General features: G+C 69.6%; 18 protein-coding genes and 2 pseudogenes. 13 read left to right on the forward strand and 7 right to left on the reverse strand.

The features are described from left to right. Position 1: 1 nt before the first annotated feature. The 10 genes and pseudogenes from B5557_RS10980 to B5557_RS43625 form a co-directional block, all read left to right on the forward strand. Positions 2-364: a GPW/gp25 family protein gene (locus tag B5557_RS10980; protein ID WP_079658948.1), complete on the forward strand. Its 363-nt coding sequence runs from the start codon at positions 2-4 to the stop codon at positions 362-364. Continuing rightward, entirely contained in the window at positions 361-2352 is a 1992-nt protein-coding gene (locus tag B5557_RS10985) for a baseplate J/gp47 family protein (RefSeq protein WP_079658949.1), read from the forward strand. Before B5557_RS10980 ends, B5557_RS10985 begins: the two co-directional genes overlap by 4 nt. Next, positions 2349-4814 carry a putative baseplate assembly protein gene (locus tag B5557_RS10990; protein ID WP_079658950.1) on the forward strand — a complete coding sequence of 822 codons (2466 nt, stop codon included), beginning with the start codon at positions 2349-2351 and terminating at the stop codon, positions 4812-4814. Before B5557_RS10985 ends, B5557_RS10990 begins: the two co-directional genes overlap by 4 nt. Continuing rightward, complete coding sequence (locus B5557_RS10995; RefSeq protein WP_079658951.1) at positions 4811-6910, forward strand: phage tail protein; 2100 nt, start codon at positions 4811-4813, stop codon at positions 6908-6910. The genes B5557_RS10990 and B5557_RS10995 overlap by 4 nt, the downstream gene beginning before the upstream one ends. Next, positions 6907-8820, forward strand: a complete 1914-nt coding sequence (locus B5557_RS11000; protein WP_079658952.1) for a DUF6519 domain-containing protein — start codon at positions 6907-6909, stop codon at positions 8818-8820. Before B5557_RS10995 ends, B5557_RS11000 begins: the two co-directional genes overlap by 4 nt. A gap of 10 nt (positions 8821-8830) precedes the next feature. After that, complete coding sequence (locus B5557_RS11005; RefSeq protein WP_079658953.1) at positions 8831-9361, forward strand: hypothetical protein; 531 nt, start codon at positions 8831-8833, stop codon at positions 9359-9361. A gap of 23 nt (positions 9362-9384) precedes the next feature. Then, on the forward strand, positions 9385-10632 hold the full coding sequence (locus B5557_RS11010) for a hypothetical protein (RefSeq protein WP_143688164.1): 1248 nt from the start codon (positions 9385-9387) through the stop codon (positions 10630-10632). 90 nt (positions 10633-10722) lie between these two features. Beyond that, positions 10723-10992: a hypothetical protein gene (locus B5557_RS44090; RefSeq protein ID WP_162499662.1), complete on the forward strand. Its 270-nt coding sequence runs from the start codon at positions 10723-10725 to the stop codon at positions 10990-10992. Positions 10993-11130: 138 nt separating this feature from the next. Next, positions 11131-13170 (forward strand): eCIS core domain-containing protein, encoded by a 2040-nt coding sequence (locus tag B5557_RS11020; protein ID WP_079664713.1) that lies wholly within the window; start codon positions 11131-11133, stop codon positions 13168-13170. Positions 13171-13349: 179 nt separating this feature from the next. Then, positions 13350-13589: pseudogene (locus tag B5557_RS43625) on the forward strand (phage tail sheath family protein); the annotation flags it as partial. A gap of 85 nt (positions 13590-13674) precedes the next feature. Here the strand turns inward: B5557_RS43625 and B5557_RS43630 are convergent. The 3 genes from B5557_RS43630 to B5557_RS11035 are packed head-to-tail and all read right to left on the reverse strand — an operon-like array spanning position 13675 to position 16394. Further along, positions 13675-13842 carry a hypothetical protein gene (locus tag B5557_RS43630; protein WP_159424367.1) on the reverse strand — a complete coding sequence of 56 codons (168 nt, stop codon included), beginning with the start codon at positions 13840-13842 and terminating at the stop codon, positions 13675-13677. Beyond that, positions 13827-15725, reverse strand: coding sequence for an ATP-binding protein (locus B5557_RS45000; RefSeq protein WP_079658957.1), 1899 nt, complete (start codon positions 15723-15725; stop codon positions 13827-13829). The genes B5557_RS43630 and B5557_RS45000 overlap by 16 nt, the downstream gene beginning before the upstream one ends. Positions 15726-15731: 6 nt before the next feature. Beyond that, positions 15732-16394, reverse strand: coding sequence for a DUF4255 domain-containing protein (locus tag B5557_RS11035; RefSeq protein WP_079658958.1), 663 nt, complete (start codon positions 16392-16394; stop codon positions 15732-15734). A 630-nt stretch (positions 16395-17024) separates the two neighbouring features. On the opposite strand from B5557_RS11035, the gene B5557_RS43635 reads away from it, so the two are divergent. Next, positions 17025-17396, forward strand: coding sequence for a hypothetical protein (locus B5557_RS43635; protein ID WP_159424368.1), 372 nt, complete (start codon positions 17025-17027; stop codon positions 17394-17396). Between the two features lie 496 nt (positions 17397-17892). Here B5557_RS43635 and B5557_RS11040 read toward each other — a convergent pair whose 3' ends face one another. Genes B5557_RS11040 through B5557_RS11050 form a run of 3 tightly spaced genes read right to left on the reverse strand, consistent with a single transcriptional unit; the run spans position 17893 to position 20796 of the window. Next, positions 17893-18606, reverse strand: a complete 714-nt coding sequence (locus B5557_RS11040) for a hypothetical protein (RefSeq protein WP_079658959.1) — start codon at positions 18604-18606, stop codon at positions 17893-17895. Then, complete coding sequence (locus tag B5557_RS11045) at positions 18606-19124, reverse strand: phage tail protein (protein WP_079658960.1); 519 nt, start codon at positions 19122-19124, stop codon at positions 18606-18608. The genes B5557_RS11040 and B5557_RS11045 overlap by 1 nt, the downstream gene beginning before the upstream one ends. 22 nt (positions 19125-19146) lie before the next feature. Continuing rightward, positions 19147-20796: a phage tail sheath family protein gene (locus B5557_RS11050; protein WP_079658961.1), complete on the reverse strand. Its 1650-nt coding sequence runs from the start codon at positions 20794-20796 to the stop codon at positions 19147-19149. 246 nt (positions 20797-21042) lie between these two features. On the opposite strand from B5557_RS11050, the gene B5557_RS11055 reads away from it, so the two are divergent. After that, complete coding sequence (locus tag B5557_RS11055) at positions 21043-21774, forward strand: AfsR/SARP family transcriptional regulator (RefSeq protein WP_159424369.1); 732 nt, start codon at positions 21043-21045, stop codon at positions 21772-21774. 72 nt (positions 21775-21846) lie between these two features. Beyond that, positions 21847-22026 (forward strand): annotated as a pseudogene (locus B5557_RS11060) (YciI family protein); the annotation flags it as partial. A gap of 277 nt (positions 22027-22303) precedes the next feature. Here B5557_RS11060 and B5557_RS11065 read toward each other — a convergent pair. Continuing rightward, positions 22304-23281: a Vps62-related protein gene (locus B5557_RS11065; protein WP_197697297.1), complete on the reverse strand. Its 978-nt coding sequence runs from the start codon at positions 23279-23281 to the stop codon at positions 22304-22306. Positions 23282-23320 lie beyond the last annotated feature (39 nt).

Here is a 23320-nt window from a genome sequence, read left to right on the forward strand (position 1 = left end):
GGTGAACATCGGCTTCCCCTTCCGGATCGGCCCCGGCGGCAGGACCGCCCTGGTGGACGAGGAGCAGTACATTCGCGACCTGATCGAACAGGTGCTCTTCACCGCCCCCGGCGAACGGGTCAACCGTCCCACCTTCGGCAGCGGCCTCCACCGACTCGTCTTCGAACCCACCGGCGGCGAACTGGCGACCGCGACCCGGCTCATGGCGCACGGTGCGCTCCAGCAGTGGCTGGGCGACCTCGTCGAGGTACAGGCCGTGGACATCACCGCGGAGGAGGCCACCCTCCGGGTGACGGTGCGCTACCGGACCCGCGCCATGGACCGGCCCACCGCCGCTGTGTTCACCCGGAGGCTGCCCCAGTGACGGCAGCCGACGTCCCGAACGACTCCGATCCCCGCCCACCGCGCCCCCTGCCGACCGACTCCGATCCTCGCCCGCCGCGTCCCCTGCCGACCGCACCCGTCTCCACCCCGCCGACCGACTACCTCCAGCGGGACTACGCGGGGCTGCGCCGGTTGCTGCTCGACCGGCTGTCGCTGCTGCTGCCCGGCTGGACCGACCGCGGGCCCGCCGACCCGGCGGTGACCCTCATCGAGCTCTTCGCCTACCTCGGCGACCAACTCGCCTACGCACAGGACGCCGTGGCCACCGAGGCCTACCTCGGCACCGCCCGGCGCCGGGTCTCGGTGCGCCGCCACGCCCGGCTGCTCGACTACCCGATGCACGAAGGCGCCGCGGCCAGGACCTGGCTGGCGGTCCAGGTCGACGGAGCCACGGCCGAGCCGGTGCTGGACAGCGGCACCGAGGTCGCCGCCGAGGACGGCAGCGTGGTCTTCCACACCCTGCACCCGGTCGAACTCCGGGCCGCCCGCAACACCATCGAGATCTACACCGCGGACGAGGAACGCAGCATCCTGCCCGCCGGAGCCACCACCACACTCCTGGTCGGCACCGACACAACGCTCCAACTGCGCGCCGGGGACGTGCTGCTGTTCGAGGAGGTGCTCGGCAGCGCCGGCGACCAGGCAGGCGCCGATCCGGCCCACCGGTGGGCCGTACGTCTCAACGCCGACCCGCTGCCCCAGCAGGACTCCGGCACCGATCTGCTGCGGGTGAGCTGGCACCAGGAGGACGCACCGCCCTTCCCCCTGCGGCTGTGGCGGTTCCCCGGCGAGGGCGACACCACGGTCGGGGCCACCGTGGTCCGCGGCAACGTCGTACTGGCCGAGCACGGCGCTCGGGTCGGTCCCGAACCGCTGACCCCCGCCGAGGTGCCGACCCGGGGCCGGTACCGCCCCCGGCTGGTCCACACCGGGCTGACCCATGCTGTGCCCTACGACCACGGGCAGGCCACCGCACGGCCCGCCACGGACGCACTCACGATCCGCCCCGCCGAGGCGGTGCCCGTGATGGTCAAGCTGCACGACGGCGCCACCTCCTGGACCGTGGTGCCCGATCTGCTCTCCGGCAGCCGCTTCGCACCGGAGTGCACCGTGGAGACCGACGACGACGGCTGGGCCCACCTGCGCTTCGGCGACGGGGTGCATGGCCGCGCCCCCACACCCGGGACCACGTTCACGGCGGTCTACCGGACCGGCGGGGGACGGGCGGGCAACGTCGGCCGCGACACCCTCACCCGGCTGGCGCAACCCCTCCGCGGCGTCACCGTCCGCAACCCGATGCCCGCCCGGGGCGGAGCCGACCCCGAGCCGGTGGAACAGGTGCGGCAGTGGGCACCGCAGGCGTTCCGGGTCCAGCAACGGGCGGTCACCGACGACGACTACGCGCAGGTCGCCGGACAGCATCCGCAGGTCCTGCAGGCGGTCGCCAGCCGGCGCTGGACCGGCTCCTGGTACACCGAGACCGTCACCGTCGACCGCACCGGCGGCCTTACCCCCGACCAGTACTTCCGCCGGCAGGTCGGCAGCCATCTGGAGCGCTACCGGATGGCCGGGGAGGACGTCCGGGTGACCGCTGCCGTCCCGGTGGCGCTGGACATCGTGATCACCGTACGGGTCGCTGTCGGCCACCCCTGCGGCGAGGTCAAACGGGCACTGCAGGACGTCTTCACCGCCGGACAGCGATCCGACGGCACACCCGGCTTCTTCCACCCCGACCGCTTCGCCCTCGGTGCGCCGGTCCACCTCAGCCAGGTGGTGGAGGCAGCCATGGGCGTGCACGGGGTGCTGTGGATCGACCCCGACCGCTTCGGGCGCTGGGGACACCCGCCCGCCGGGGAACTGAGGCAGGGCCGGATCCCGATCGGGCCGCGCGAGGTGGCTCGCTGCCTCAGTGACCCGAACCTGCCGGAGCACGGCCGGATCGACTTCATCATGGAAGGCGGCTCATGAGCACCCCCGTACCCGGCGGGGCTCCCGGGGTGCCCAACTCCCCGGGGCGCCCGGCCCTCTCGTACCGGATCACCACCCACGGGGACACCCTCGCACGGAGCCTGGCCGAGGTGTCGCAACGGCTGCCCGGACTCACCACGCACAGCACGGACGACCCCGCCGTCGCCCTGCTGGACGCCTGGGCCTCGGTCGCCGACATCGTGGCCTTCTACCAGGAGCGGATCGCCAACGAGGGCTTTCTGCGCACCGCCACCGAACGCAGATCGGTGCTGGAACTCGCCCGCTCGATCGGCTACGAGCTGCGGCCCGGATCGGCAGCCTCCGCTTACCTCTCGTTCACCGTGGAGGACACCCCGGGGGCGCCCGGCCACGCCGTCGTCCCCGCAGGCACACCGGTGCAGAGCATCCCCGGCCAGGGAGAACTGCCGCAGACGTTCGAGACCGGGGCGGAACTCCAGGCCGTCGCCGAGCACAACGCGATCCGCCTGCTGCTGCGCCGCCCGCAGCGGGTCAGCAGGGGCACCACCCGGTTCCACCTGGCCGGAACCAACACCGGACTGCGCCCCGGCGACGCTCTGCTGATCCGCTCCGCCGTAGAGCCGCAAGTCTGGCAGTTCCGCATCCTGCACACCGTCGAGCCGCTGCCCACCGACCCGACCGGACGCCCGCCGACCACGGTGGTCGGCTGGGACCAGGGCCTCGACCTGCCGCCCTCCTCGCAGCTCATCAAGGTGCACGCCCTACGGCTGCGGGCCTCGATATTCGGCCACAACGCCCCCGACTGGCGGACCATGCCCGCCCCGGTCCGGGAGAGCTACCTCGCGGCAGCCGGCCAGCCGGTTACGGCCACATTCGACCAGGCCCAGTTCGACCAGGCCCAGTTCGCCCCGGCCACACAGTGGCCCGGCTTCGCTCTCACCGACCCGCCCGAAGGGGAAGACCCGGTGATCGAACTCGATGCCGCTCATCCCGCGCTGCTTCCGGGCTCCTGGCTGGTGCTCCGGGCACCCGGAATGCAGGAGCAGCTGTACCAGGTCGTCAAGGCCGACCAGTCCGCCGCAGCGGACTTCACCCTGACCTCCACCACCACCCGGCTGCAGCTGCGCGGCACCGCCACCGGGACGGTGTCACAGTTCGACCGCCGCGCCACCGTGGTCCACGCCCAGTCCGAGCAACTGGAGCTCGCCGTCGAACCCCTTACGGCCCCGGTGACCGGAAGCACACTTCGGCTCGAACGGCCGGTGACACTGAAACCCGGGGCACCCGTCGTGGTGACCGGCACCACCGACCAGGGTGTCCAGTCCACCGCAGTCCACCTGATCGACGCCGTGACGGACGCCGGCACCTCGATCGTCCTCGACCGGCCCCTGGAGCACCCACTCGACCCGGCCTCGGTCCTGCTGCTCGGCAATGTCGTCGCCGCGACCGCCGGGCAGACCACCGAAGAGGTGCTCGGCAGCGGCGACGGCAGGGCCACCCACCAGCGGTTCACCCTGTTGCACAAGGACCTCACCCATGTCCCCGCGCCGACCGCGAGCGGGGTGCGCGACACCCTGGCCGTCCAGGTCGACGGCGTCACCTGGACCGAGGCCCCCTCCCTGTTCCCCCTCGGCCCGCACGATCGGTCCTATGTGGTGCGGATCCAGGACGACGCCACCGCGACCGTCGTCTTCGGCGACGGTGAACGCGGCGCCCGGCTGCCGTCCGGACAGGAGAACGTTCGCGCCACCTACCGCACCGGCATTGGCCCCCAGGGCAACGTCGGGGCCGGCTCCCTCTCCTTGCTCGTGAAACGGCCACTGGGCATCCGCGCTGTCGACAACCCCCTGGCGGCGACCGGCGGTACGGCCCCCGAGCGGCCGGACGACGTACGAATCCGGGCGCCGCTGACCGTCCGCACCTTCGACCGGGTCGTCTCCCTGGACGACCACGAGGCCTTCGCCCGGAACTTCACCGGGATCGCCAAGGCCAGGGCGACCGTGCTGCGCCCGGCTCCGATGCCCTTCCTCCACCTCACCGTGGCGGCCCCGGACGGTGCCGTCCCCGACGGCACCCTGACGGCCCTGCGGGCCGCCCTCGAAACCGACGGCCTCCCCGGCTGCCGACTCGGCCTGGACACCTACCGAGAGCTGCCCTTCATCCTGGGTATCGCGATCCTGCCCACCCCGGACCGTGAACCGGACACCGTGTCCAGCGCGGTCGAGCACGCCCTGGCACAGCTGTACTCCTTCGAGCGACGCGACTTCGCCCAGCCCGTGACCGCCTCCGAAGCGATCGCCATCGCCCAGCGGGTCCCCGGGGTGGTGGCGGCCAACCTGACCGAACTCCACCTGGCGGGCGGGCCGGTCGCAGTGGCATCCCTGCTGCTCGCCCGCGGAGCCCGCCTCGGCGCCGGGGGCACAGCCGTCCCCGCTGAACTGCTGGTCCTGAAGAGGCTTTCCGTGAAGGTGATGACGTCATGAGCGAGGACCGGCCGGTGTACGACCTGCTGCCCGCCGTGCACCGCAACCGCGACGCCGAACTCGGCCACCCGCTGCGCGCGCTGCTCGAACCGGTCGAGGAGGAACTGCGCAGGCTGCAGGAGGACATCGACGGCCTCTACGACAACTGGTTCGTGGAGACCTGCGCCGAATGGGTGCTGCCCTATCTCGGCGACCTGCTCGGCGTCGAACCCGTGGCCGCATCACCGGACAGAGCAGCGCCCAGACGGGCCTTCATCGCCAACACCCTCCGCCACCGGCGGCGCAAGGGCACCCCCGCCACCCTGGAACAGCTGGCCCAGGACATCACCGGGTTGCCCGCCAAGGTCGTGGAGTACTTCCAACTGCTCGGCACCACCCAGCACGTCAACCATCCACGCCTCGGCAATCTGCGCACCCCCGACCTGCGGGACTCCGGGCGGCTCCAGCTGCTCGGCACCCCCTTCGACCAGGTGGCCCGCACCGCCGACGTCCGCCATGTCGACCACGGGCGCGGCCGGTACAACCTCGGAGCGGTCGGGCTCCATCTGTGGCGGCTCAGCTCCCACCCGTTCACCGACGTCGACGCCCGCGTCGTGGACGCCGCCGCGGGCCGCTGGACCTTCGACCCGGCAGGCCGCGACCTGCCGCTGTTCACCCGGCCGCGCGGCGGCCTAACCCGGCAGACGGAGATTCCGGCGCCACTGCACCGCCTGACGCTCCATCAACACATGGAGCAACTCCTCTCCGGACCCGACCCCGTGTTCCGGATCGACCTGCCCGGATCCCACCGCCTGATCGCCGCCGACCTCAGCGAATGGACCCGGCCGCCCGCAACCACCGACGGCCCCCCATGGGTCGCCGTCGACCCGCTGCTGGGCAGATTCACCCTGCCGCCCGGGATGGAACGGGACCGGGTGCGGGTCGACTTCAACCAGGGGAGCCCCGGCGACATCGGCGCCGGTCCCCACGACCGGCGGGCAACCCTCGGCAGCGCGCTCTCGGCCGCCGGAACACCCTGGCCGGACACCGTCGACTGGCAGATCGGAGTGAGCCGCAACCACGCCCAGGCCCCGTCCGAGCCCTCCGACGGGCGGGTGGTCGCCACCCTCGGCGAGGCCGTGCAGGCCTGGAACACCCGGCCGAATCAGGCACCGGGACAGACCGGGGTCATCGTGGTGATGGACAGCGCCACCTACCACGAGAACCTCACGGGCAAGCGGGCGATCGAGATCCCCCCGGGCAACCGGTTGCTGCTGGTCGCCGCCCACTGGCCGTCCGGCCTCACCCCTCAGCCACCGGACACACCCGCCTCCGCCCCGGGCCCCTTCGCGGCCGCCGGACCCCGGCCGCACCTGGTCGGCTCGCTGGAGGTGGTCGCCCCCCGCGGACGGGCCGCCCGCCCGGGCGAACTGGTCCTGGACGGCCTGTCGGTCGAAGGAGGGCTCACTGCCAGGCCCGGCGAGCTGGACAGCCTGGTGGTGTCCGACTGCACCCTCATCGGTCAACTGCGGGCCACCGACAACCCCCGGCTGACCGTACGACTGATCCGTACCGTCTGCGCCGGGGTGTGGCTGCGCGGCACACTGCACGGCCTCCGCCTGTCGGACAGCATCCTGCAGGCGGCGGTGAACGCTGTGCCCGCAGACGTCGAGATCGAGGCCTGCACGATCCTCGGCGCAACGCGCGCCCGCACCCTGACGGCCAGTGACAGCATCCTGCGCGGCGGCATCAAGGTCCGCGAGCACGGGCAGGGCTATCTGCGGTACAGCTACGCCCCGCTCGAGTCCAACGTCTCCCGGCGCTACCGCTGCCACCCCGCCGACCAGGCGGCCGCTGTCCGGGTGGCCCCGAGCTTCACCTCCGAACGGCCGGGAGCCCCCGGTTTCTGCCGACTGGCTGCGGACTGCCCGAGCGAAATCGCGACAGGCGCGGAGGACGGCGGCGAACTGGGGGCCTTCCACTTTCTGCACCAACCATGGTCGATGGCCGACCTCACCGCGCAGCTCGACCACTATCTCCGCTTCGGTCTGGAAGCGGGTGTCTTCTTCGCCGACCCGACTGACCCGACTGACGCCTTTTTGGAAGGACAGCAATGAAGGGCGACTTCACCCGGCGGACGTTCCGCAGCGGGAACCACTACCGCGGCGTGCTCATGCAGCAGGGCCGGGTGCAGCTCGACGCCGACTGGAACGAGCAGCTGGACATCCAGCTCCACCACGATGAGACCACCGCGCGGGACGCCATCGGCGCCCATGGCGGACCGAAGGGCGCAGCCGGATTCGCGATCACCGACCCCAACGGCGGCGAACCCCGTGACTGCCTTCCGACGGACCTGCTGCTGTCTCCAGGCCGCTACTACGTCGACGGCATACTCTGCGAGAACGACGAGCTGGTGGGGTTGGCGAACCAGCCCGACCCGCCGGAGCTGGAGCTACCAGGGGACGACGGCCGGTACGTCGCCTATCTGGACGTCTGGCGGGAGCACCTCACCGCCCTGGAGCGGCCCGAACTGCGCGAGGTCGCCCTCGGCGGCCCGGACACGGGCACCAGAAGCCGTACGGTGTGGCAGGTTCGCCTGGAGCGGTTGGCCAACCCCGAGGCCACCCCCGACAAAGTCGCCCCACCCTGGAAACCGCGCGACAGTGGATCTTGCGGGCGGCTCCGCGCGCGGGCGCAGCCGCCGGAGGCCGGCCCCACGCCGGGCGTCGTCCCGCCGCACGCGGGCTACCGCCGGGTGGAGAACCAGCTGTACCGGGTGGAGATCCACGAGGGCAGTGACGGCAGCCCGTCCTTTGTATGGTCCCGGGACAACGGCACGGTCGCCGCACGGCTGATCCACGTCTCCGACTCATGGATCACTGTCCACTCCCCCGGCCGGGACGAGGCGCTCGGCTTCTCCAGGGGACAGTGGGTGGAAGTGAACGACCAGGCCCGCACCCGCAGGGGCCTACACGGCGTCCTGGCCCAACTGGGCGAGGTGTCCGGTACCAAGCTGCAGGTTCAATGGGCGGGCTTCCCGGCCGGGCTGCTCGGCTCCGATGCTGTGGTACGCCGTTGGGACTCCCCGGGCGCGGTGCCGATCACCGGCGACTGGATCGAGCTGGAGGACGGCGTACAGGTCCAGTTCGAGCCGGGCGCCTTCCACCGCACCGGCGACTACTGGCTCATCCCGGCCAGGACCGCCGCCGTCTCCCTGACCGACCTCGACTCCGACCTCCCCGGAGACGTCGAATGGCCCCGCGAGGAGGGAGGCGCCCCGATCTTCCAGGGGCCGGACGGCATCGAGCACCACACCGCCGCCATCGCCCTGCTCGACCGCGTCGGCGGTTTGTGGACCCGGGTGTCCGACTACCGTGCGCTGTTCGTTCCACTCGCCGAGGCCAGACCGGATCCCAAGCCGGTGCGCGCACCGGCCCTCCACGTGCAGTACGTCCGCCTGCGGGCGCGCGTCGATCAGGAACTGGGCAACGACACCAACGTCGCCGCGGACGACTTTTTCAACAGCGGTATCGTCGTGGGCCTCGACGGCGTCCCGGCCCCCCTGCCCTCCGGCAGACAATCCGTGCTCACCGTCACCCTCGACCTGCCCTACCCCTTCTCCCCGGCCGAGCGGGACACCTGGAAGTTGCAACCCGGCCAAGTCCTGGGCACCCAGCCGCTCGACCTCGCTGGCGTCTTGAAGATCGACGGTAGCGAATTGGTCTGGAGACCGGACCGTTTTCTTGGCGACTCCCTGGCGACACGCCTGTTCAAGAAGGAGCTGCCCGACCGCCTCCGCTGCCGCCTCACCCTCAACGGCCGCGCCCTCACCGCTGATAACCACCCCGATCGCCTTCTCAACGGCCTCGCCCTCACCCGCCCCCGCCCCGACGGCACCACCGAAGTGATCCTCCCCACCGTCGACGACGTCCGCGGCGCCGACTTCACCTTCTGGTTCTGGATCATCCGACCCCATCTCGAGGGTTCCTTCGACGCCTCGATATTCGACAAGAACGTTTTCAACTAAGGAAATAGCCATGTCCCTCGACAAGAACCTCACGCAAAAGATCCCCGGCGACCCGATCAAGTCCTCCGACTGGAACGCCCTCGCTGCCGAGACGGTCCGCCTCGACGCCGCCACCAAACTCAACAGCCAGTCGATCGGTTTCCAGATGCTGCAGGGGAACAGCTGGGATAACTGGACGGCACCCGGGGATTGGATGCCAGTGATCAATAAGACGCTGGATTTCGACACTCCAACGTCGCTCCTGCTGATCGGACAGGGCCATGGTCACTCGGATAGCCGGGAACTGTCCTTGCGGGTGGCCATCAGGGTCAACGACACGCTCCTGGGGCTGGATAAGGAATCCCGCATCTGGGGCGGGGGTTTCCTTTCACCATTTACCGATACCCAGGACGTCTGGTTTCCGATCACGGCAATCGCGGGGTGCCCGGTACCGAAGGGGAAGAGCAAGGTCGAGCTCGTCATACGATGTGAAGGGCAAGACAACGGCTCGGTGGCACTGAACGCCCCCACCCTCTGGCTGATCCAACTCGGCGCGAGCTGACCGGAGGAAGGCCTGCCATTGCCATGCGCAGATCCCAGGCTCTGCGGCGCGAACACAAGTCGGCCTCGGTGCCCAACAGCCCCGAGGAATCACGCGCCCCCGGGCCGCCCCCTGCCGCCTCGGGGCTCCGGTACTCCTTCGCGAACACGGAGGTTGCCCCCAGAACACAGATCGCTACGGTGGCGCCGCCGACAGGGGCGCCCTCCGGCGGGGCGCCGGGTGGGCTGGGGACGGGGCTGACGCCCGGGACGAAGGTCGTCCGGCTCGACGAGGCCGGGGACTCCACGCACTGGGAGATCGTGGCGACGGACAGATTCGGCCGATACAGGATCAAGAACACGCTCGAGGAGGGCATCACGGGGGGTGTCCCGCAGATCGTCTCCAGCAGCAGCCGTGCCTGGGCCACGGAGGCGAATGCCGCCGCATCACGGTCGGCGTTCCTCGCGGAACAGGCCAAGGAGCAAGCGGAGAAGCAGAAGAACGATGACCTGGCACAGGGCGGGATTTATCTGAGTTCGGGGTACCGGCAGATCAATTCGCTGCTCGCCGCCTTCGAGAAGACGGGATACACGCCTGCGCAGGTACGGGACGCGAATTTCAACTTCTCGGGCCGGGCCAACCTCGTTCTGGAGACCTGGAAGCAGGTGGCCACGGAACGCCGGTACGCGACGCGGGAGGAGACGGAGTCCTGGGACATGCAGGACCTGGACAAGTGGCATGACAAGATCAAGGCCATCCACCGGGTGTGGGACGCCTTCAAAAAAGACCCGGAGATCCCGGGCAACACCGTGGTGCGCGGCGACAGCGAGCAGATCTTCTCGTCGTTTGGCGGGATCCTGGATCCGGCGCGCTACCCGAAAGGCGGGTACTACGACCTCGGGAGGACCATCTCCTGGCCGGGGATCCTGTCCACGACCATGGGTATTGCCACCACGCACAACTTCGTGAAGTCGAAGACCGTGATCTGGAAGTTCGACGTGTCGGAGCAGGGTCATCCGGGCCGGGTGCTGGGCTCGGAGAACCAGGCCGAGGCAGAAGTGACGTTCCCGGTCAGTACCCGGATCAAGATCAAACGGGTGCTGGTGCGGAACGGCCGCTTCGCGCAGGAACTGACCGGCGAGTTCGGCGACAAGGCCAAGGTCATCGTGTTCGCCGACATCCTGGCCCTCGACGAATTCGGCGGCCCGCCGTCCGAGCGGTACCCGCTGCACTCCATCCCCGAGAACGACCCCCTGGACGGCGCCGCGACCGACCTGCCAGGGATCGAGTGACCCGGTGCCAATACGCGGGCCGGCGCGCGGGCGGTTTACGTCGCGCCGCCCGCCGACCTGCCCCTCACGCGCCTGACGGGGTTCCAGGACGTGCCGCTGTCCGGCGTAGGCGACCTGGCCGGCCTGGAGTTGCGGATCGTCGGCCAGACCACCGCCGACGGCGTGCCCGGTACCGTCCGGCTGGATGTCACCCAGGCCGCCCCGACACGCCACGGGGCGGGGCCGCAGCCGCGGTTCACGGTGGAGCGCCTGGACAGCGGCGCGTTCCGCGTCACCGACCCGGCCGGCACCACCCGCTGGGAGTTCAGCGCCGGGGCCCGTCGCCGGAACCGACACCGTGGGCGGGCTGCGCCTCAGTGATCCGTCGGATGCGTTCGAGCGGGCAGCGGAGGCCAACGCCCGGCGCGTGGGGCCGTAGACCGATCAGGCCCGATGGGATCACGCCGCACCACGCCGCACCATGACGCACCATGACGCACCATGACGCAAGGGGGTTGCATGCACGACCACGGGCAGGAACCGAAGGCCAGGGCCGACGCGCGAGGGCCGGTGCGCGACGGGCGGACCGCCGGATCGCAGACGGCCGCGCAGGCGCAGGCCGCGCGTACGGGGGGGACGCTGACCCCGCAGAGCGTCCTGGCCCTGCAACGCGGCATCGGCAACGCGGAGATCGGCCGGCTGCTGGAACTCCAGCGCCACACAGACAACGGCGGCTGCTGCGGCGGCCCGGAACCGGAGGACCGGCACTCGGGGAATGCCCCGATACAGCGCTCCACCGTGCACGACGTGCTGCGTTCCCCGGGAAAGCCCCTGCCCGAGGCGCTGCGCTCGGAGATGGAGGCACGGATGGGCGCGAACTTCCGCGACGTGGTCATCCACGACAACGCGGCCGCCGCCCGCTCCGCCGTCGAGGTGAACGCCGATGCCTACACCGCCAACAAGAACCACATCGTCGTCGGACCCCGCGGCCTCAACAAGCGCACCCTCGCCCACGAACTCACACACGTCGAACAGCAGCGCGCGGGCGCGGTCGCGGGCACCGACAACGGAAACGGCCTGCGCGTGAGCGACCCGTCGGACCGCTTCGAACGCGCGGCGGAGGCGAACGCGGCGCGGGTGATGGCGAGAACCCCTCGGGCTCCTGAGATGCCGGAGACCCATGAGGCCGACCTGGGGCCGGAAGCTGTCTCTGAACCCCATACGAGCTTGCAGCGGTCGTCGGCGTACGGACGGAACGCGGCGTGGTCGGGCACACGAGGGCCCTTCGTGCAGAGGGGCAAGCGCGCGGGCGGGGCCGCCGCGGCCACGGTTGCCGACAAAGCTCGTACCAAGGCGACCAAGCTGAGGGGGACGAAGACCCGGAAGGAGAAGGGCCGGGAGAAGGCCGAGGAGGAGAAGAAAGCGAAGGGCAAAGACCGGTTCGGCGGACAGAGCGTGGACCGCAGGTTCAGGCCAGTCGTGGCTGGCCTCGGATACAGCCGGACCGGTATGTGGACGGACAAGATCACTGTCTCCGGCACCCGCTCGTTCAAGAGAAGCCCGGACGAACAGACGCTTCGACATCTCTCCACACAGCTCTATTGGTATGCGAAGGAACTGCTCGAACAGAAAGACGAGCAGGAATTCCAGGCCATGTATGTGAATGGCGGAATCGTTGTCGCGAGTAACCTCGACAGCTCTGTTCAGGCGGTTTACGACAAATTGAACAGGGAGCTGGACGACTACGTGATGGAATATGCTTCCGCGGAAGACGGTGAAGAGCCGGCCGATCCGTTTGAGCAGATGCTCACGACTACCCAGCATGACGGCGACGTGCGGGCGGAGACCGTCGCCAACAAGTTCGGCAACCTTAAAGCCGGAACACGTCCTGTCCGTGACGGGGCCGAGGAGATGCTCTATTCGATACAGGGGAGCGGCAAGAACAATCTGCTCCAGGCGGACATGAGCGGCATCGCTGCTGTCATCGATTCAGGTGCCATAACGGAGCGGATCGCCTTTCTGTCCGGCGGTAGCAGTTTTCATGCCGAGCAGAAGCTTGTTCTGGCGCTGCAGAAAACGAGCGGCGGGCATTCAGCGTGGATCGCGGGCAAGAAGCGTCCGTGCATGAGCTGCCTCGCGACCCTCACCTATGCCCGTGACCGCGGCGGAATGAGGATCTCCTTCCAGGAGCGACCCGGCGGTTACTTCCTCAAGGGCAACCCGGGGCTGGTGGCGCTCGGAAAGGCACTCGGACACGTCGACGGTCGGATGGAGGCATGGCTCGATTTGTGGACTCTCCATGTCACGTCGCACAAGTCCTTCTCTATTGGCGCGGACAGTGACCGGTCCAACATGCCGTCCGAATACGGGGTCACCCCGAGTCTGAGTTCTTCGGGGATGGACGCCGACTACGGGTCCGGTTCGGACTCTGATGCGGAGGAGACGGCCGCTTCCAGTTCCTCCACTTCCACTTCCTCGTCCTCTTCATCCTCCGCTGCTTCCCGCGCGGCTGCTCGTGCCCGTTTCCGTAAACGCTACAAAGGCCGGATGAAGAAATAAGTCGGGATTATCCGGGCGTCTCATGGGGCGTCTCATGGGGCACCTCGGAAAGCGCCTCGCGAGGTGCCCGATCAGGCACCCCGGACGTCCCTGTTCGTCGCGCGAGTGGCCGTACCTCGCCCGCCGGCCGCGGATGAGACTGCTCGTCTGACCGCAGTCGTCCGAAGAGGAGCGCGAAGATGCCCACGTACATGTCCCCGGGTGTGTATGTGGAGGAGGCCCAGAGTGGCTTCCGCCCGATCGAAGGGGTGGGGACGGCGGTCGCGTCCTTCGTGGGGTTCGCCGAGAAGGGGCCCTTCCACGAGCCGACGCTCGTGACGAACTGGAGCCAGTACGTCCAGACCTTCGGTGAATTCGCCGACGGCACCTACCTGGGCCTGTCCGTGTACGGCTACTTCGCCAACGGAGGGGACAACGCCGAGGGCGACCCGCAGCGGAAAACGCCTGGGGGAACCTTCCGGCGGCAGCGCCAAGCTGCGGCGACGGCGAGAGGGGTGATCGGGGTCACCGGACGAGGCGCGGTGTCGAGCCCGTTCCGCTGGACATGTCGCGCAGAGCTGCCATGATCGCCGGGACGAGAACGTCGTGGTCGCCGGTGAGGAGGGCGGCCACGGCGTCAGGGGTGAGGTCGACGGTGAGAGCGTCGATGTGGATGGTTATGCCGTCGTCCATCCGGTCACCTCGGTGGTGGTGAGGGGGCGTTCGAGCTTGGCGTACTCGGTGCGGGCGGCGGCCAGCAGATGGTGCATGCGGACGGGTTCGCCGGAGTCCGCAGCGAGGTAGGCCGCGGAGAGGGCGATGGTGCTGATCGTGCCGCCGGGGACGGAGAGTTGGGCCAGCGCAGCGGGGTCCAGGCCGTCGGTGGGGGTCTGCGGGGGGAAGGCCCTGCGCCAGATCTCGGCCCGGGCAGAGGCGTCCGGGAAGGGGAAGTGGACGGCGAAGCGCAGCCGCCGCAGGAAGGCCGGGTCGAGGGTGTCCTTGAGGTTGGTGGTGAGGACGGCCAGCCCCCGGTAGGCCTCGATCCGCTGGAGCAGGTAGCCGACCTCGATGTTGGCGTACCTGTCATGGCTGTCCTTGACCTCGCTCCGCTTGCCGAACAACGCATCGGCCTCGTCGAAGAGCAGCACCGCACCGCCCGCCTCGGCGGCGTCGAAGACCCCGCGCAGGTTCTTCTCGGTCTCGCCGATGTACTTGCTCACCACCTGGCTCAGGTCCACCCGGTACAGGTCGAGACGCAACTCCCCGGCGATCACCTCCGCCGCCAGGGTCTTCCCGGTGCCGCTGGGCCCCGAGAACAGCGCCGCGGTGCCGAGCCCACGCCCCGTACGGGCGGCGAAGCCCCAGTCCTCCAGGACGGTGACCCGGTGCCGTACATGGGCGGTCAGCTCATGGAGGACGCGAAGCTGATGGTCGGGCAGGACCAGGTCGGCCCAGCGGGCGCGGGGCTCGATCTGCTGGGCGAGGCCGTCCAGCGAGGGGCGGGCCAGCCGCCGACAGGCATCCCACAGCGCGGCGCCCGTCTCGGGCGCGGCCAGTGCCTCCGCCGCCGCAGTGTCGACCGCTTCCAGGCCCAGATCGAACTGCCCCGCCACACGGTCGATCCAGGCCGAGAGGCCCGCCGCGGCCGGACCGAGGGCCTCGCGCCAGACAGCCCGTACGTCGTCCGCCCGAGCCGGGCCCACCTCCACGCGGGGACCCGAGCCCACGATCGGCTCGCGTGAGATCACGACCGTGGGGACGTCGAGGCGGTCGACCAGGTCGAGGGCGAGGCGAGAGCAGTCCAGGACCGTGTCGTCGACCTCGATGATCCAGGCCGTCCCGTTCAGTACGGTCTCCCGCTCGCACAGTCGCGCCAGCAGGTCCCGTTCCTCCGGGGCCTTGGGGAGGTCGGCAGCCCGTAGGCACACGGGCGAGGCGTGGAATTCCGTGCAGGCCCCGACCGCGGCCGATCTGAGATCCGGGACCGGTCGGCCGTAGAGCAGAACACAACCGGACTCGGCCCGGGACCAGTGGGCCGCCACCTGCTCGCCCGCCTCCCTCAGCGGCACAGGGAGCGGACCCGGCTCGGGGAGTCGCACGGTGAGCGGTTGAATCCTGGGATCCAGGTAGGCAACCCCGGTCAGGGCGTGCAGGATCCGCTCGTCGATCCGCAGGGCGCTGACGGTCGGTGTCTCCGGGTGGGTGAGTTCGACCAGATGCCAGCGCCGCAGCGGCCCCGCCGGAGTGAGCGCGGTCCAGTACGGGTTGGCCAGCTTCGCCAGGCCCAGGCCGAAGGTCGCCCAGGTGCGCTCCGGTGCGTTCTGGGCCTCGGCGCAGGCATGGGCGAAGTCCGTGTCCAGTGCGACGCCGGCGCACATCAGCAGCAGATCCCGCTCGAAGTCCGACAGCTCGAAGCCGTCTTCGATGACTTCGAGCGCCGGGGGCGCGGGCATCGCCTTTCGGAGGTCGTCACGGTGGCGGGTGGCGTCCTCCAGGCCGTCCCCGCCTCTCAGCCGGAGATGGAGCACATCGAGTGCGGCCACCAGATACCGCTGGTTCGCGGTGAGCCAGTCCACGTCGCCTCACGCCTTCCGTGCCCGCACGTCGATCGTGCCCACGTCGATCGTGCGGGTCGCCACCGGTGTGGCAGCCGTCGGCAACTCACGGCCCTCGACCAGGACCGCCGTCGCCTGGTAGGCGATCGACAGCCGGTAGGAGGAGGGGTAGAGCAACGACCACAGCTTGGTCGATTCCTCCAGGTCCATCGGTTGCAGAGTGAAGCGCACGGAGTCCGGTTGATCCGCCAGGTCCGAGTGCTGCTGCCAGTCATTGGGGGGGACCGCTTGCCCCGCGAACTGGCGGATCAGTTCCGGGCTCAGCACCGGCCGTGAGGCGAGCGTGCTCACGGTGAGGCCCAGCAGCCGCTGGGGCTCCAGGGTGGATTCGTCACCGGAGAAGGTCAGCAGATAGTGCAGGTCGAGCGCCTGCCGAGGACGCGCCACGAGTGACCGGCCGTCGGAACCGCGGGTCGGCAGATCGGCCACTGTCCAGGCGCCGTTGGGGGTGACCCGGTACAGGTAGACATTGATCCCTCGAGCCTGCGCATCGGTCGCCGCCAGCGACTGGGGGCGCAGCGTGGTGACCGCGGTGTTCTCCACACCGCCCAAGGAGGGGTCGGCGAGGGCCTCGACCAGGGTCCGGGTGAGTGCGGCGGTCACCATGGCCACCGCGAGGTGGTTGCTCATCGCGGCCCTCCTTCTTCCGTACGGCGGGCCAGATAGTCACCCAGCGACAGCGGTCGGGCCGCACGGTCGGGTTGCGCCCGGCGCGGCGGCCGGGGCCGGGGTTCGGCGGACCGGCCGGGCTCCGGTGTGGTCCGTACCTCGACCCGCCCGATGTTCACCGTCACCCGGGGCGGCTGCGGCGGCTGCTCCGCAGAACGGAACACCGGCGGTATGGCATCACGTACGGCATCCCTGAGCGAACGCTCCCCGGGCACGCGGAGGTCGGCGGCGCGGACCGGGTCGACGGATGACGTCGGCGAGCGCTCCGGTGGCGGGGCGTCGAGTGCGAGTTCTCGCGCGAGGGTCGACGGGACGACCGGAGGGTGGGATGCCGGTGGCAGTGGCACTGGCAGTGGGGCCGGCGCGTCGGCCCCCCGAGGTTCCGGCGCGCGTTGTGTGGGTGGAGGAGGCAGGATCTGCGGGACCGGGGCCGGGACCGGCAACGGGACCGGCGTGGCGGTGGGGGGCAGTTGTGGGCCGATGCTCGTCTCCGGCCGCTCGGGCGACGGCTGGAACGGCGCCCCTTTCACACCAGCAAGGGCATCCCGGGCTACCGCGAGTGGGGGCACCGCTTCCCGTTCCGGGTCAGGCATGCCTGTTGCCACGAATGTCGAGGAGGTGGTGGCCGTGGGAGCAACGTTCACGGATGCCGAAGAGGTGGTGGCGGTGGAAGCAACGTTTACGGATGCCGAAGGGGCACCGACGGTAGGAGCAACGCTCGCGGAAACAGGAGGAGCGCCAACGGTGGAAGCAACGCTCACGGACGCCGAAGAAACGCCAACGGTAGGAGCAGTGCTCGCGGACGCCGAAGCGGCACCAACGGTAGGAGCAACGGAAGCAACGCTTACGGACGCCGAAGGAACGCCAACGATGGAAGCAGTGCTCGCGGACGCCGAAGCGGCACCAACGGTAGGAGCAACGGAAGCAACGCTCACGGACGCCGAAGGGGCACCGACGTTGTAAGCAACGCTCGCGGAAACAGGAGGAGCACCAACGGTGGAAGCAACGCTCACGGACGCCGAAGGAACGCCAACGGTAGGAGCAGCGCTCGCGGACGCCGAAGCGGCACCAACGGTAGGAGCAACGGAAGCAACGCTCACGGACGCCGAAGGGGCACCAACGTTGTAAGCAACGCTCGCGGAAACAGGAGGAGCACCAACGGTGGAAGCAACGCTCACGGACGCCGAAGGAACGCCAACGGTAGGAGCAGTGCTCCCGGAAACAGGAGGGGCAGGACTTGCGGGAGCAGCACTTGTCGGAACAGAAGGGGCTGCGCCGACTCGATCGCCACCCGCAGCAGGAGCAGAAGGCGCGACGGCGGCGAGCCCGTCCCCTGGGTTCTCGCCCTCATCCCAGTCCACAAGTTCGTCCGCCACCGGCTCGAACCGCCCTCTCGGCCGGGGTTCGAGCACAGGGGTGAGCCCGAGGGTCCGCTCCACCAGGTGGGTCAGGAATCCGCTCATCGGCTCACCAGTTCCAGGTACGCGGCGCGCCGCGCCGGAGTGAGGGCCAGCACCTCGGGCTCGGTCCAGCCGTAGGCGGTGGCCAGGACGTGCACCTGGTGCAGCAGGGCGACCGCCTGAGCCTGGACCTCGGCCCACAGCAGGGCGGGTATGTCCAGGGCCGCGGCAGTCTCCGCCCCGCAGTCGGGGCAGCCCGTACGGACGGTCACCGCGCCGCCCGGGGCTGCCTCCTCCATGGCCGCTTCCACCGCGGCGGCGGTCTCCTCGTCGAGGTCCCCGCCGCTGCCGGCCTCGGCCTGTACGCAGCGGGCGAGCAGCAGCCGCCTACCCGCCACCGCGTCACGGCCCCGGAGCAGACGCAGGTCGCCGGTGGTGGGCAGCCGGAACCGCACCCCGGAGCCCGAGACCTCAGCCTCCAGCAGGGCGCCGGGCTCACGCCACGGCGTCCTGGGGAACGCGGTCAGGTCGAGGGGTACGTCGAGCCGTTCACCGCATCCGGTACACCTCACGCACGCCTGAACGACCCCGCCCGTGAACCTGCTGAGGACATCGACGAGGACCGCGTCACGGCTGCCCACGTCCGCCGACTCGGCCTGGTCGCGTGACAGCCCGGTCGCCGAGGCCAGCAGGGTCACAGCTCGGTCGAGCGTGCCCTCCCGCACTCCGCGCTCCCAGGCGGTGATCGTCCAGGCCGGGTCGGGACTGCTCATCAGCCGGTGAAGGTGGGCTCTGTGGGCTCCGGGACGTCCACGTCGCGTTCCCAGCCCTCGTTCTCCAGCTTGATGTGCTGGATCGCGACCGCGTTGGCGTTGGCGTCGAGTTCGGGCAGCGCCTGGTACTCGGACACCCAGCAGCGGAACACCTTGTAGGCGATGGCGAGTTGACCCGCCTCGTTGTAGACCTCGATCACGATGTCCTTGCGGAAGTCCCGCAGCGACAGCTCCGAGGACAGTCCGGCGCCATGCATGTGCACCTTGTTCGCCCACTGTTCGAAGTCCGGGTCGTGGGTGACTCCGCGTTCCAGAGTGATGGCGGCGTAGTCGGTGCGGCCCGGTGACTTGCGGCTGCTGCTGGGGTCCCCGCCGTCCCGGTGCGACACCACTTCCGTGGTGCGGGTGAGGGCACCCACCTTGCTGACGCCGGCGACATAGCGACCGTCCCACCGCACGCGGAACTTGAAGTTCTTGTACGGGTCGAAGCGCTGTGCGTTGACAGTGAACTGGGCCATTCTTGTCCGCTCTCGGTGTCTGTCAGGCCTGGGCCTGGGCGATCTGCTGTATCTGCAGCACCACGAACTCGGCGGGCCGCACCGGCGCGAAGCCGACGAGGATGTTGACCTGGCCTGCGTTCACGTCGTTCGGTGTGGTGGTCTCGCGGTCGCATTTCACGAAGTAGGCGTCTCGCGCGGTGGTGCCCTGGAACGCGCCCTGCCGGAACAGGTTGTGCATGAACGCACCCAGGTTCAGCCTGATCTGCGCCCACAGCGGTTCGTCATTGGGCTCGAACACCACCCACTGGGTGCCGCGGAAGAGGCTCTCCTCGATGTGCAGGGCGAGCCGGCGGACCGGGAGGTACTTGTACTCGTCGCCCAGGTGGTCCGCGCCACGAAGGGTCCGCGCGCCCCACAGCACTGTGCCGGTTCCGGGGAACGTGCGAAGACAGTTGATGCCGTGCGGGTTCAGCATGCCGTTCTCGGCGTCGGTGAGGTTCACCGCGAGGCCGGAGATCCCGGTGAGGGTGGCGTCGACACCGGCGGGGGCCTTCCACACTCCGCGCGTCGCGTCGGTGCGGGCGATCACTCCGGCGATCGCGCCGCAGCCGACGAACGTACCGATCCGGCCCCGGTCGGTCGGATCCGGTTGCTTCAGCCGGGGGAAGTAGAGCACGGAGTTACGGGCCTCCTCGCCGGTGAGCCCGAGACTGGACAAATTGTCCTTTTTGTTGGAAGGTGCGCCGAGCGCGTTGGCGACCTCCATGCCGCTGGGCGGGTCGACGATCAGCACGGCGCGGCGCTTCGCGCAGTAGGTCTGCGCCGCCTGGTAGACGTCGGGGTCGGTGTCCGTGTCCAAGGTCGGCGGCGGGATGCACAGCAGGTTGAACAGATCGACATGGTCCAGCGCGTAGAGCCCTTTGTGCTCCGAGCTCATGCCGTCACCGATGTAGTCGCCGCGTGTCAGAGCACTTCCGTCCGTGCCCCGCTGGACCAGCTCGGCAGGGCTGTTGTCCGGGATGTCGGGCCGGACCGGGGCGGAGCTCGGCGCTACCCGTACCAGTTGCGACTCGGCCAGGAGCACCGCGTTCAGCCGCCGGGAGCTGTCGACCACGGTGACGTTGCGGAAGACTTCCTGCGGGCCCTTGTCACCAAGCCTGACAACCAGGTTGAAGAGGTCCTCCGGGTCCACCCCGAGTTGCTCGGCCACCTCCTGGGCGACGTTCGGAGGTGTGCTGTGATCGACGGTCACCCTCAGGTCGTTTCCCCAGTCTCCTTCGTCCGTAGCCTGCAGGACGAGGGACTCCTGGCTTCCCGGGACTTCCGGAGTTCCTTCGTCCGTAGCCGGCGGGCGCGGGGGCCTCGGTAGTCGCCTGGCCGCCGTCAGTGTCAGTTGGGCCGGTTTGGGCTGGTCGGTCCCGTCCGTGCTCAAAAGCCGGACCACCACCGCCTGCCCGCCACCGTTGGCGAAGAAGTCGCGGACGGCGAAGCTCACCGTGCTGCCCTTGTACAACCCGCCGAAGACGCGCTCGTAGTCGGCCAGGCTGTTGATGGTGGTGGCCTTGTTCACAGGGCCGCGCTGGGTCATGCCGACGAAGGCGGTGACCGAGGTCGCGACGCCGGTGACGGTCCGTACGCCGCTCGGTAGTTCGGTGACGTAGACGCCGGGATAGGAAGTCTGAACCGCCATGCTGCCCCATCTCGGGTCTGTTGAGGGTGTGCCGGGAAATCCGGGAGCAGGCCCGGACGGACGTGACCGTAGTGAGGCCTGCGTCACCACTCCGTCACTGATGCGTCACCGGCCCTGTAACAGTCACGGCAACGACTGTGGAAAATTCAACTGCCCTGTGAGGGACCTGTGATGACGGAGTGTTTGGATGTGTGCGTTGGACACCACCACGATCTAAGGGGCCTTGTGTCATCGCGTGATGCGCCTATGCGCGAATCGGTCAGAAGAGGGCGGATCGAGCTGTTCGACGGTTTCCGGCTCCAGGTGGACGGCACCTGGATCCATCCCGCGAGCAATGGCCAACGACTGCTGGCCTTCCTGAGTCTGCTCGGACCCGGCACGCGGAGCGTCGTCGCCGGGACCCTCTGGGCGAACGTGCCCGAGAACCGAGCGTTGGGCAGCCTCCGGACCACCATGTGGCGGCTCAACCACACCGTACCCGGACTGATCGTGGCGGCGCGGGGTCAGCTGACCCTGGCCGAGTTCGTCACGGTTGACGTGACCGAGTCCGTCGGTACCGCGGGCGCCCGGTTACGCCACCCCGGCGGTACCGGACTGCACTCGCCGGAATTACGGCTGCGCGAGCTCTTGCCCGGCTGGGACGACGATTGGGTGATCTTCGAACGGGATCGGCTGCGGCAGCTCCGCCTGCACCAGCTCGAGGCGGCCGCAGCCGATCTGTGCGCTCTGGGCGACTATGCGATGGCGCTCGACACCGCCCTTGAAGCCGTCCGCAGCGAACCACTGCGGGAGAGCGCACGCCGCGCTGTGATAACGGTTCACCGGGCCGAGGGCAACTTCGCAGAGGCACTGCACGAGTACGAGCGGTTCCGTGCTCTGCTGACCGACCAACTGGGCGTGGAGCCGTCCCTGGACCTCACCGACCTGGTGTTCCGGCGAGAACCTCTCGGGAACCGGACAATGGCGGCCCCGATCTGACGGGGCGGCTTCTCCAGGCCGTTGGAGGAGGTGTGCGCGAAGCCCGCATCTCCTCCAACGGCCGGACTCGGACCCGGCCACACGAGCGAGTTGATCGCCTACGGGCCACTGCTTGCCGACGACAGCACCACCTGGCTGGGCACAGCGGCCCTGCTCCGCGCTCCGAACCCGGCGACCGCCCGCGCGCTCCTCACCTCGGACCGGTATGCCGACGTCGAGGTGCACAACTGGCAGTTCGGCGGGCGCGACTGAACCTGGCGGTTCAGGAAGCGCTCCGGCACGTGAGCACCCCCGTAAGGGCCCGCGTACCGGAGCGGGGGACGTGAAAACCGGCCGGTGAGACCGGCCAGGCCGTGCCCCTGTGTGGCACGGGGCTCAGGAGCTGGGCTCGCCGCTCACGGCCGGGTGGCATCCCTTTCTGCCTCGCAGACGGGACTGGGTGCCTCGGCGTATGACCGTCCCTGCGGCGAATCTCCCTTCGCCCCGGCCTCTCGAACCACCTCTGCGGGACGCGAGCGGACGCCTGGCGTCACTGGAGCCCGGGCTCGCCGTCCAGGGGCTGCATGTGCGGGTCGAACAGGGACTTCCTGGGCGGGCCCTCAGGGCCGTTGTTCAGTACGCATTCCCCGCTGAGGGCCTCGGAGAAGGTGCAGCCGGACTTCGGGTTGCCCCAGCGGCCGGTGTAGTTCAGCCAGGCCCATTCGCCGGTGTAGCTGCCCACGGGCTGCCAGGCGAACACCTTGAGTGCCTGCCGGGTGTCCCAGAGCGTGCCGACGCCGGTGTCGTCGTTGAGGGTGTCGCCATTGGGCAGATTGCGGTAGGTGTGGCGTCGCGCGTCGGGGTACATGCCGTGCGAGCCCTGCGCCGAGTAGACCACCGGCTGATCGCCGATCAGGTCGACCTCTGAGCCGCCGTACGGGAAGGTCTGTCCACCCTCGTGCTGGCCCATGGAGACCCGGTACGGCATGTCGTCCACGAAGCGGACGGTGACGTGCTCCCAGTCGCCGACGTGGTTGCCGAACGTGGAGTAGCCCCCGACACAGCCCCAGCGGGAGAACCATCCGACGCAGACCCGCTTGCCGTTGTTGTACGGGAAGAACGTCCAGTAGTTGATGTCGGTGATGTTGGTCGGGTTGCCGTTGTCGGTGCGGTGTACGACCTCCGCGTAGGCCGGCACCGCGGTCTGACCGGGGCGCTGTCCGGCCAGGAACGGCGGATTGGTGCAGGAGTCGCAGCCCAGCGCTTGGTTGGTCACGAGGAACTGCTGGTTGGGGTTGCCGTTGTCCGCACGGGTCTCGAGGTGGGTGTTGGCCAGGAACGGCTCGACAGCGGCCGGGAAGTAGGACTCGTCCTGCTGAAGCCAGATCCGGGGCGCGTAGCGGCGTGCCAGCGCGTCGTCCGCCGACGAGACCGAGGAAGTGGAAGTCGACCGGGTGGTGTCCTCTGCCGCCCGAGCGGGATGAGGCGACAGCACCGACAGCAGGGCGGCGGCGGAGACCGTCGCCAACAGACCGGCCCCCCAACGCCGTACGGAAGCCGACCGGTC

Origin of the sequence: Streptomyces sp. 3214.6 (assembly GCF_900129855.1) — a bacterium.
In the GTDB taxonomy this organism is placed as follows: domain Bacteria; phylum Actinomycetota; class Actinomycetes; order Streptomycetales; family Streptomycetaceae; genus Streptomyces; species Streptomyces soliscabiei.

Excerpts from the sequence above, each read along its gene's own strand:
- B5557_RS10990 (WP_079658950.1), top strand. The coding sequence starts at position 2,349 with ATGAGCACCCCCGTACCCGGCGGGGCTCCCGGGGTGCCCAACTCCCCG.
- B5557_RS10995 (WP_079658951.1), top strand. The coding sequence starts at position 4,811 with ATGAGCGAGGACCGGCCGGTGTACGACCTGCTGCCCGCCGTGCACCGC.
- B5557_RS11000 (WP_079658952.1), top strand. The coding sequence starts at position 6,907 with ATGAAGGGCGACTTCACCCGGCGGACGTTCCGCAGCGGGAACCACTAC.
- B5557_RS11005 (WP_079658953.1), top strand. The coding sequence starts at position 8,831 with ATGTCCCTCGACAAGAACCTCACGCAAAAGATCCCCGGCGACCCGATC.
- B5557_RS11010 (WP_143688164.1), top strand. The coding sequence starts at position 9,385 with ATGCGCAGATCCCAGGCTCTGCGGCGCGAACACAAGTCGGCCTCGGTG.
- B5557_RS11020 (WP_079664713.1), top strand. The coding sequence starts at position 11,131 with ATGCACGACCACGGGCAGGAACCGAAGGCCAGGGCCGACGCGCGAGGG.
- B5557_RS43630 (WP_159424367.1), bottom strand. The coding sequence starts at position 13,842 with ATGGACGACGGCATAACCATCCACATCGACGCTCTCACCGTCGACCTC.
- B5557_RS11035 (WP_079658958.1), bottom strand. The coding sequence starts at position 16,394 with ATGAGCAACCACCTCGCGGTGGCCATGGTGACCGCCGCACTCACCCGG.
- B5557_RS43635 (WP_159424368.1), top strand. The coding sequence starts at position 17,025 with ATGCCTGTTGCCACGAATGTCGAGGAGGTGGTGGCCGTGGGAGCAACG.
- B5557_RS11040 (WP_079658959.1), bottom strand. The coding sequence starts at position 18,606 with ATGAGCAGTCCCGACCCGGCCTGGACGATCACCGCCTGGGAGCGCGGA.
- B5557_RS11045 (WP_079658960.1), bottom strand. The coding sequence starts at position 19,124 with ATGGCCCAGTTCACTGTCAACGCACAGCGCTTCGACCCGTACAAGAAC.
- B5557_RS11050 (WP_079658961.1), bottom strand. The coding sequence starts at position 20,796 with ATGGCGGTTCAGACTTCCTATCCCGGCGTCTACGTCACCGAACTACCG.
- B5557_RS11055 (WP_159424369.1), top strand. The coding sequence starts at position 21,043 with ATGCGCGAATCGGTCAGAAGAGGGCGGATCGAGCTGTTCGACGGTTTC.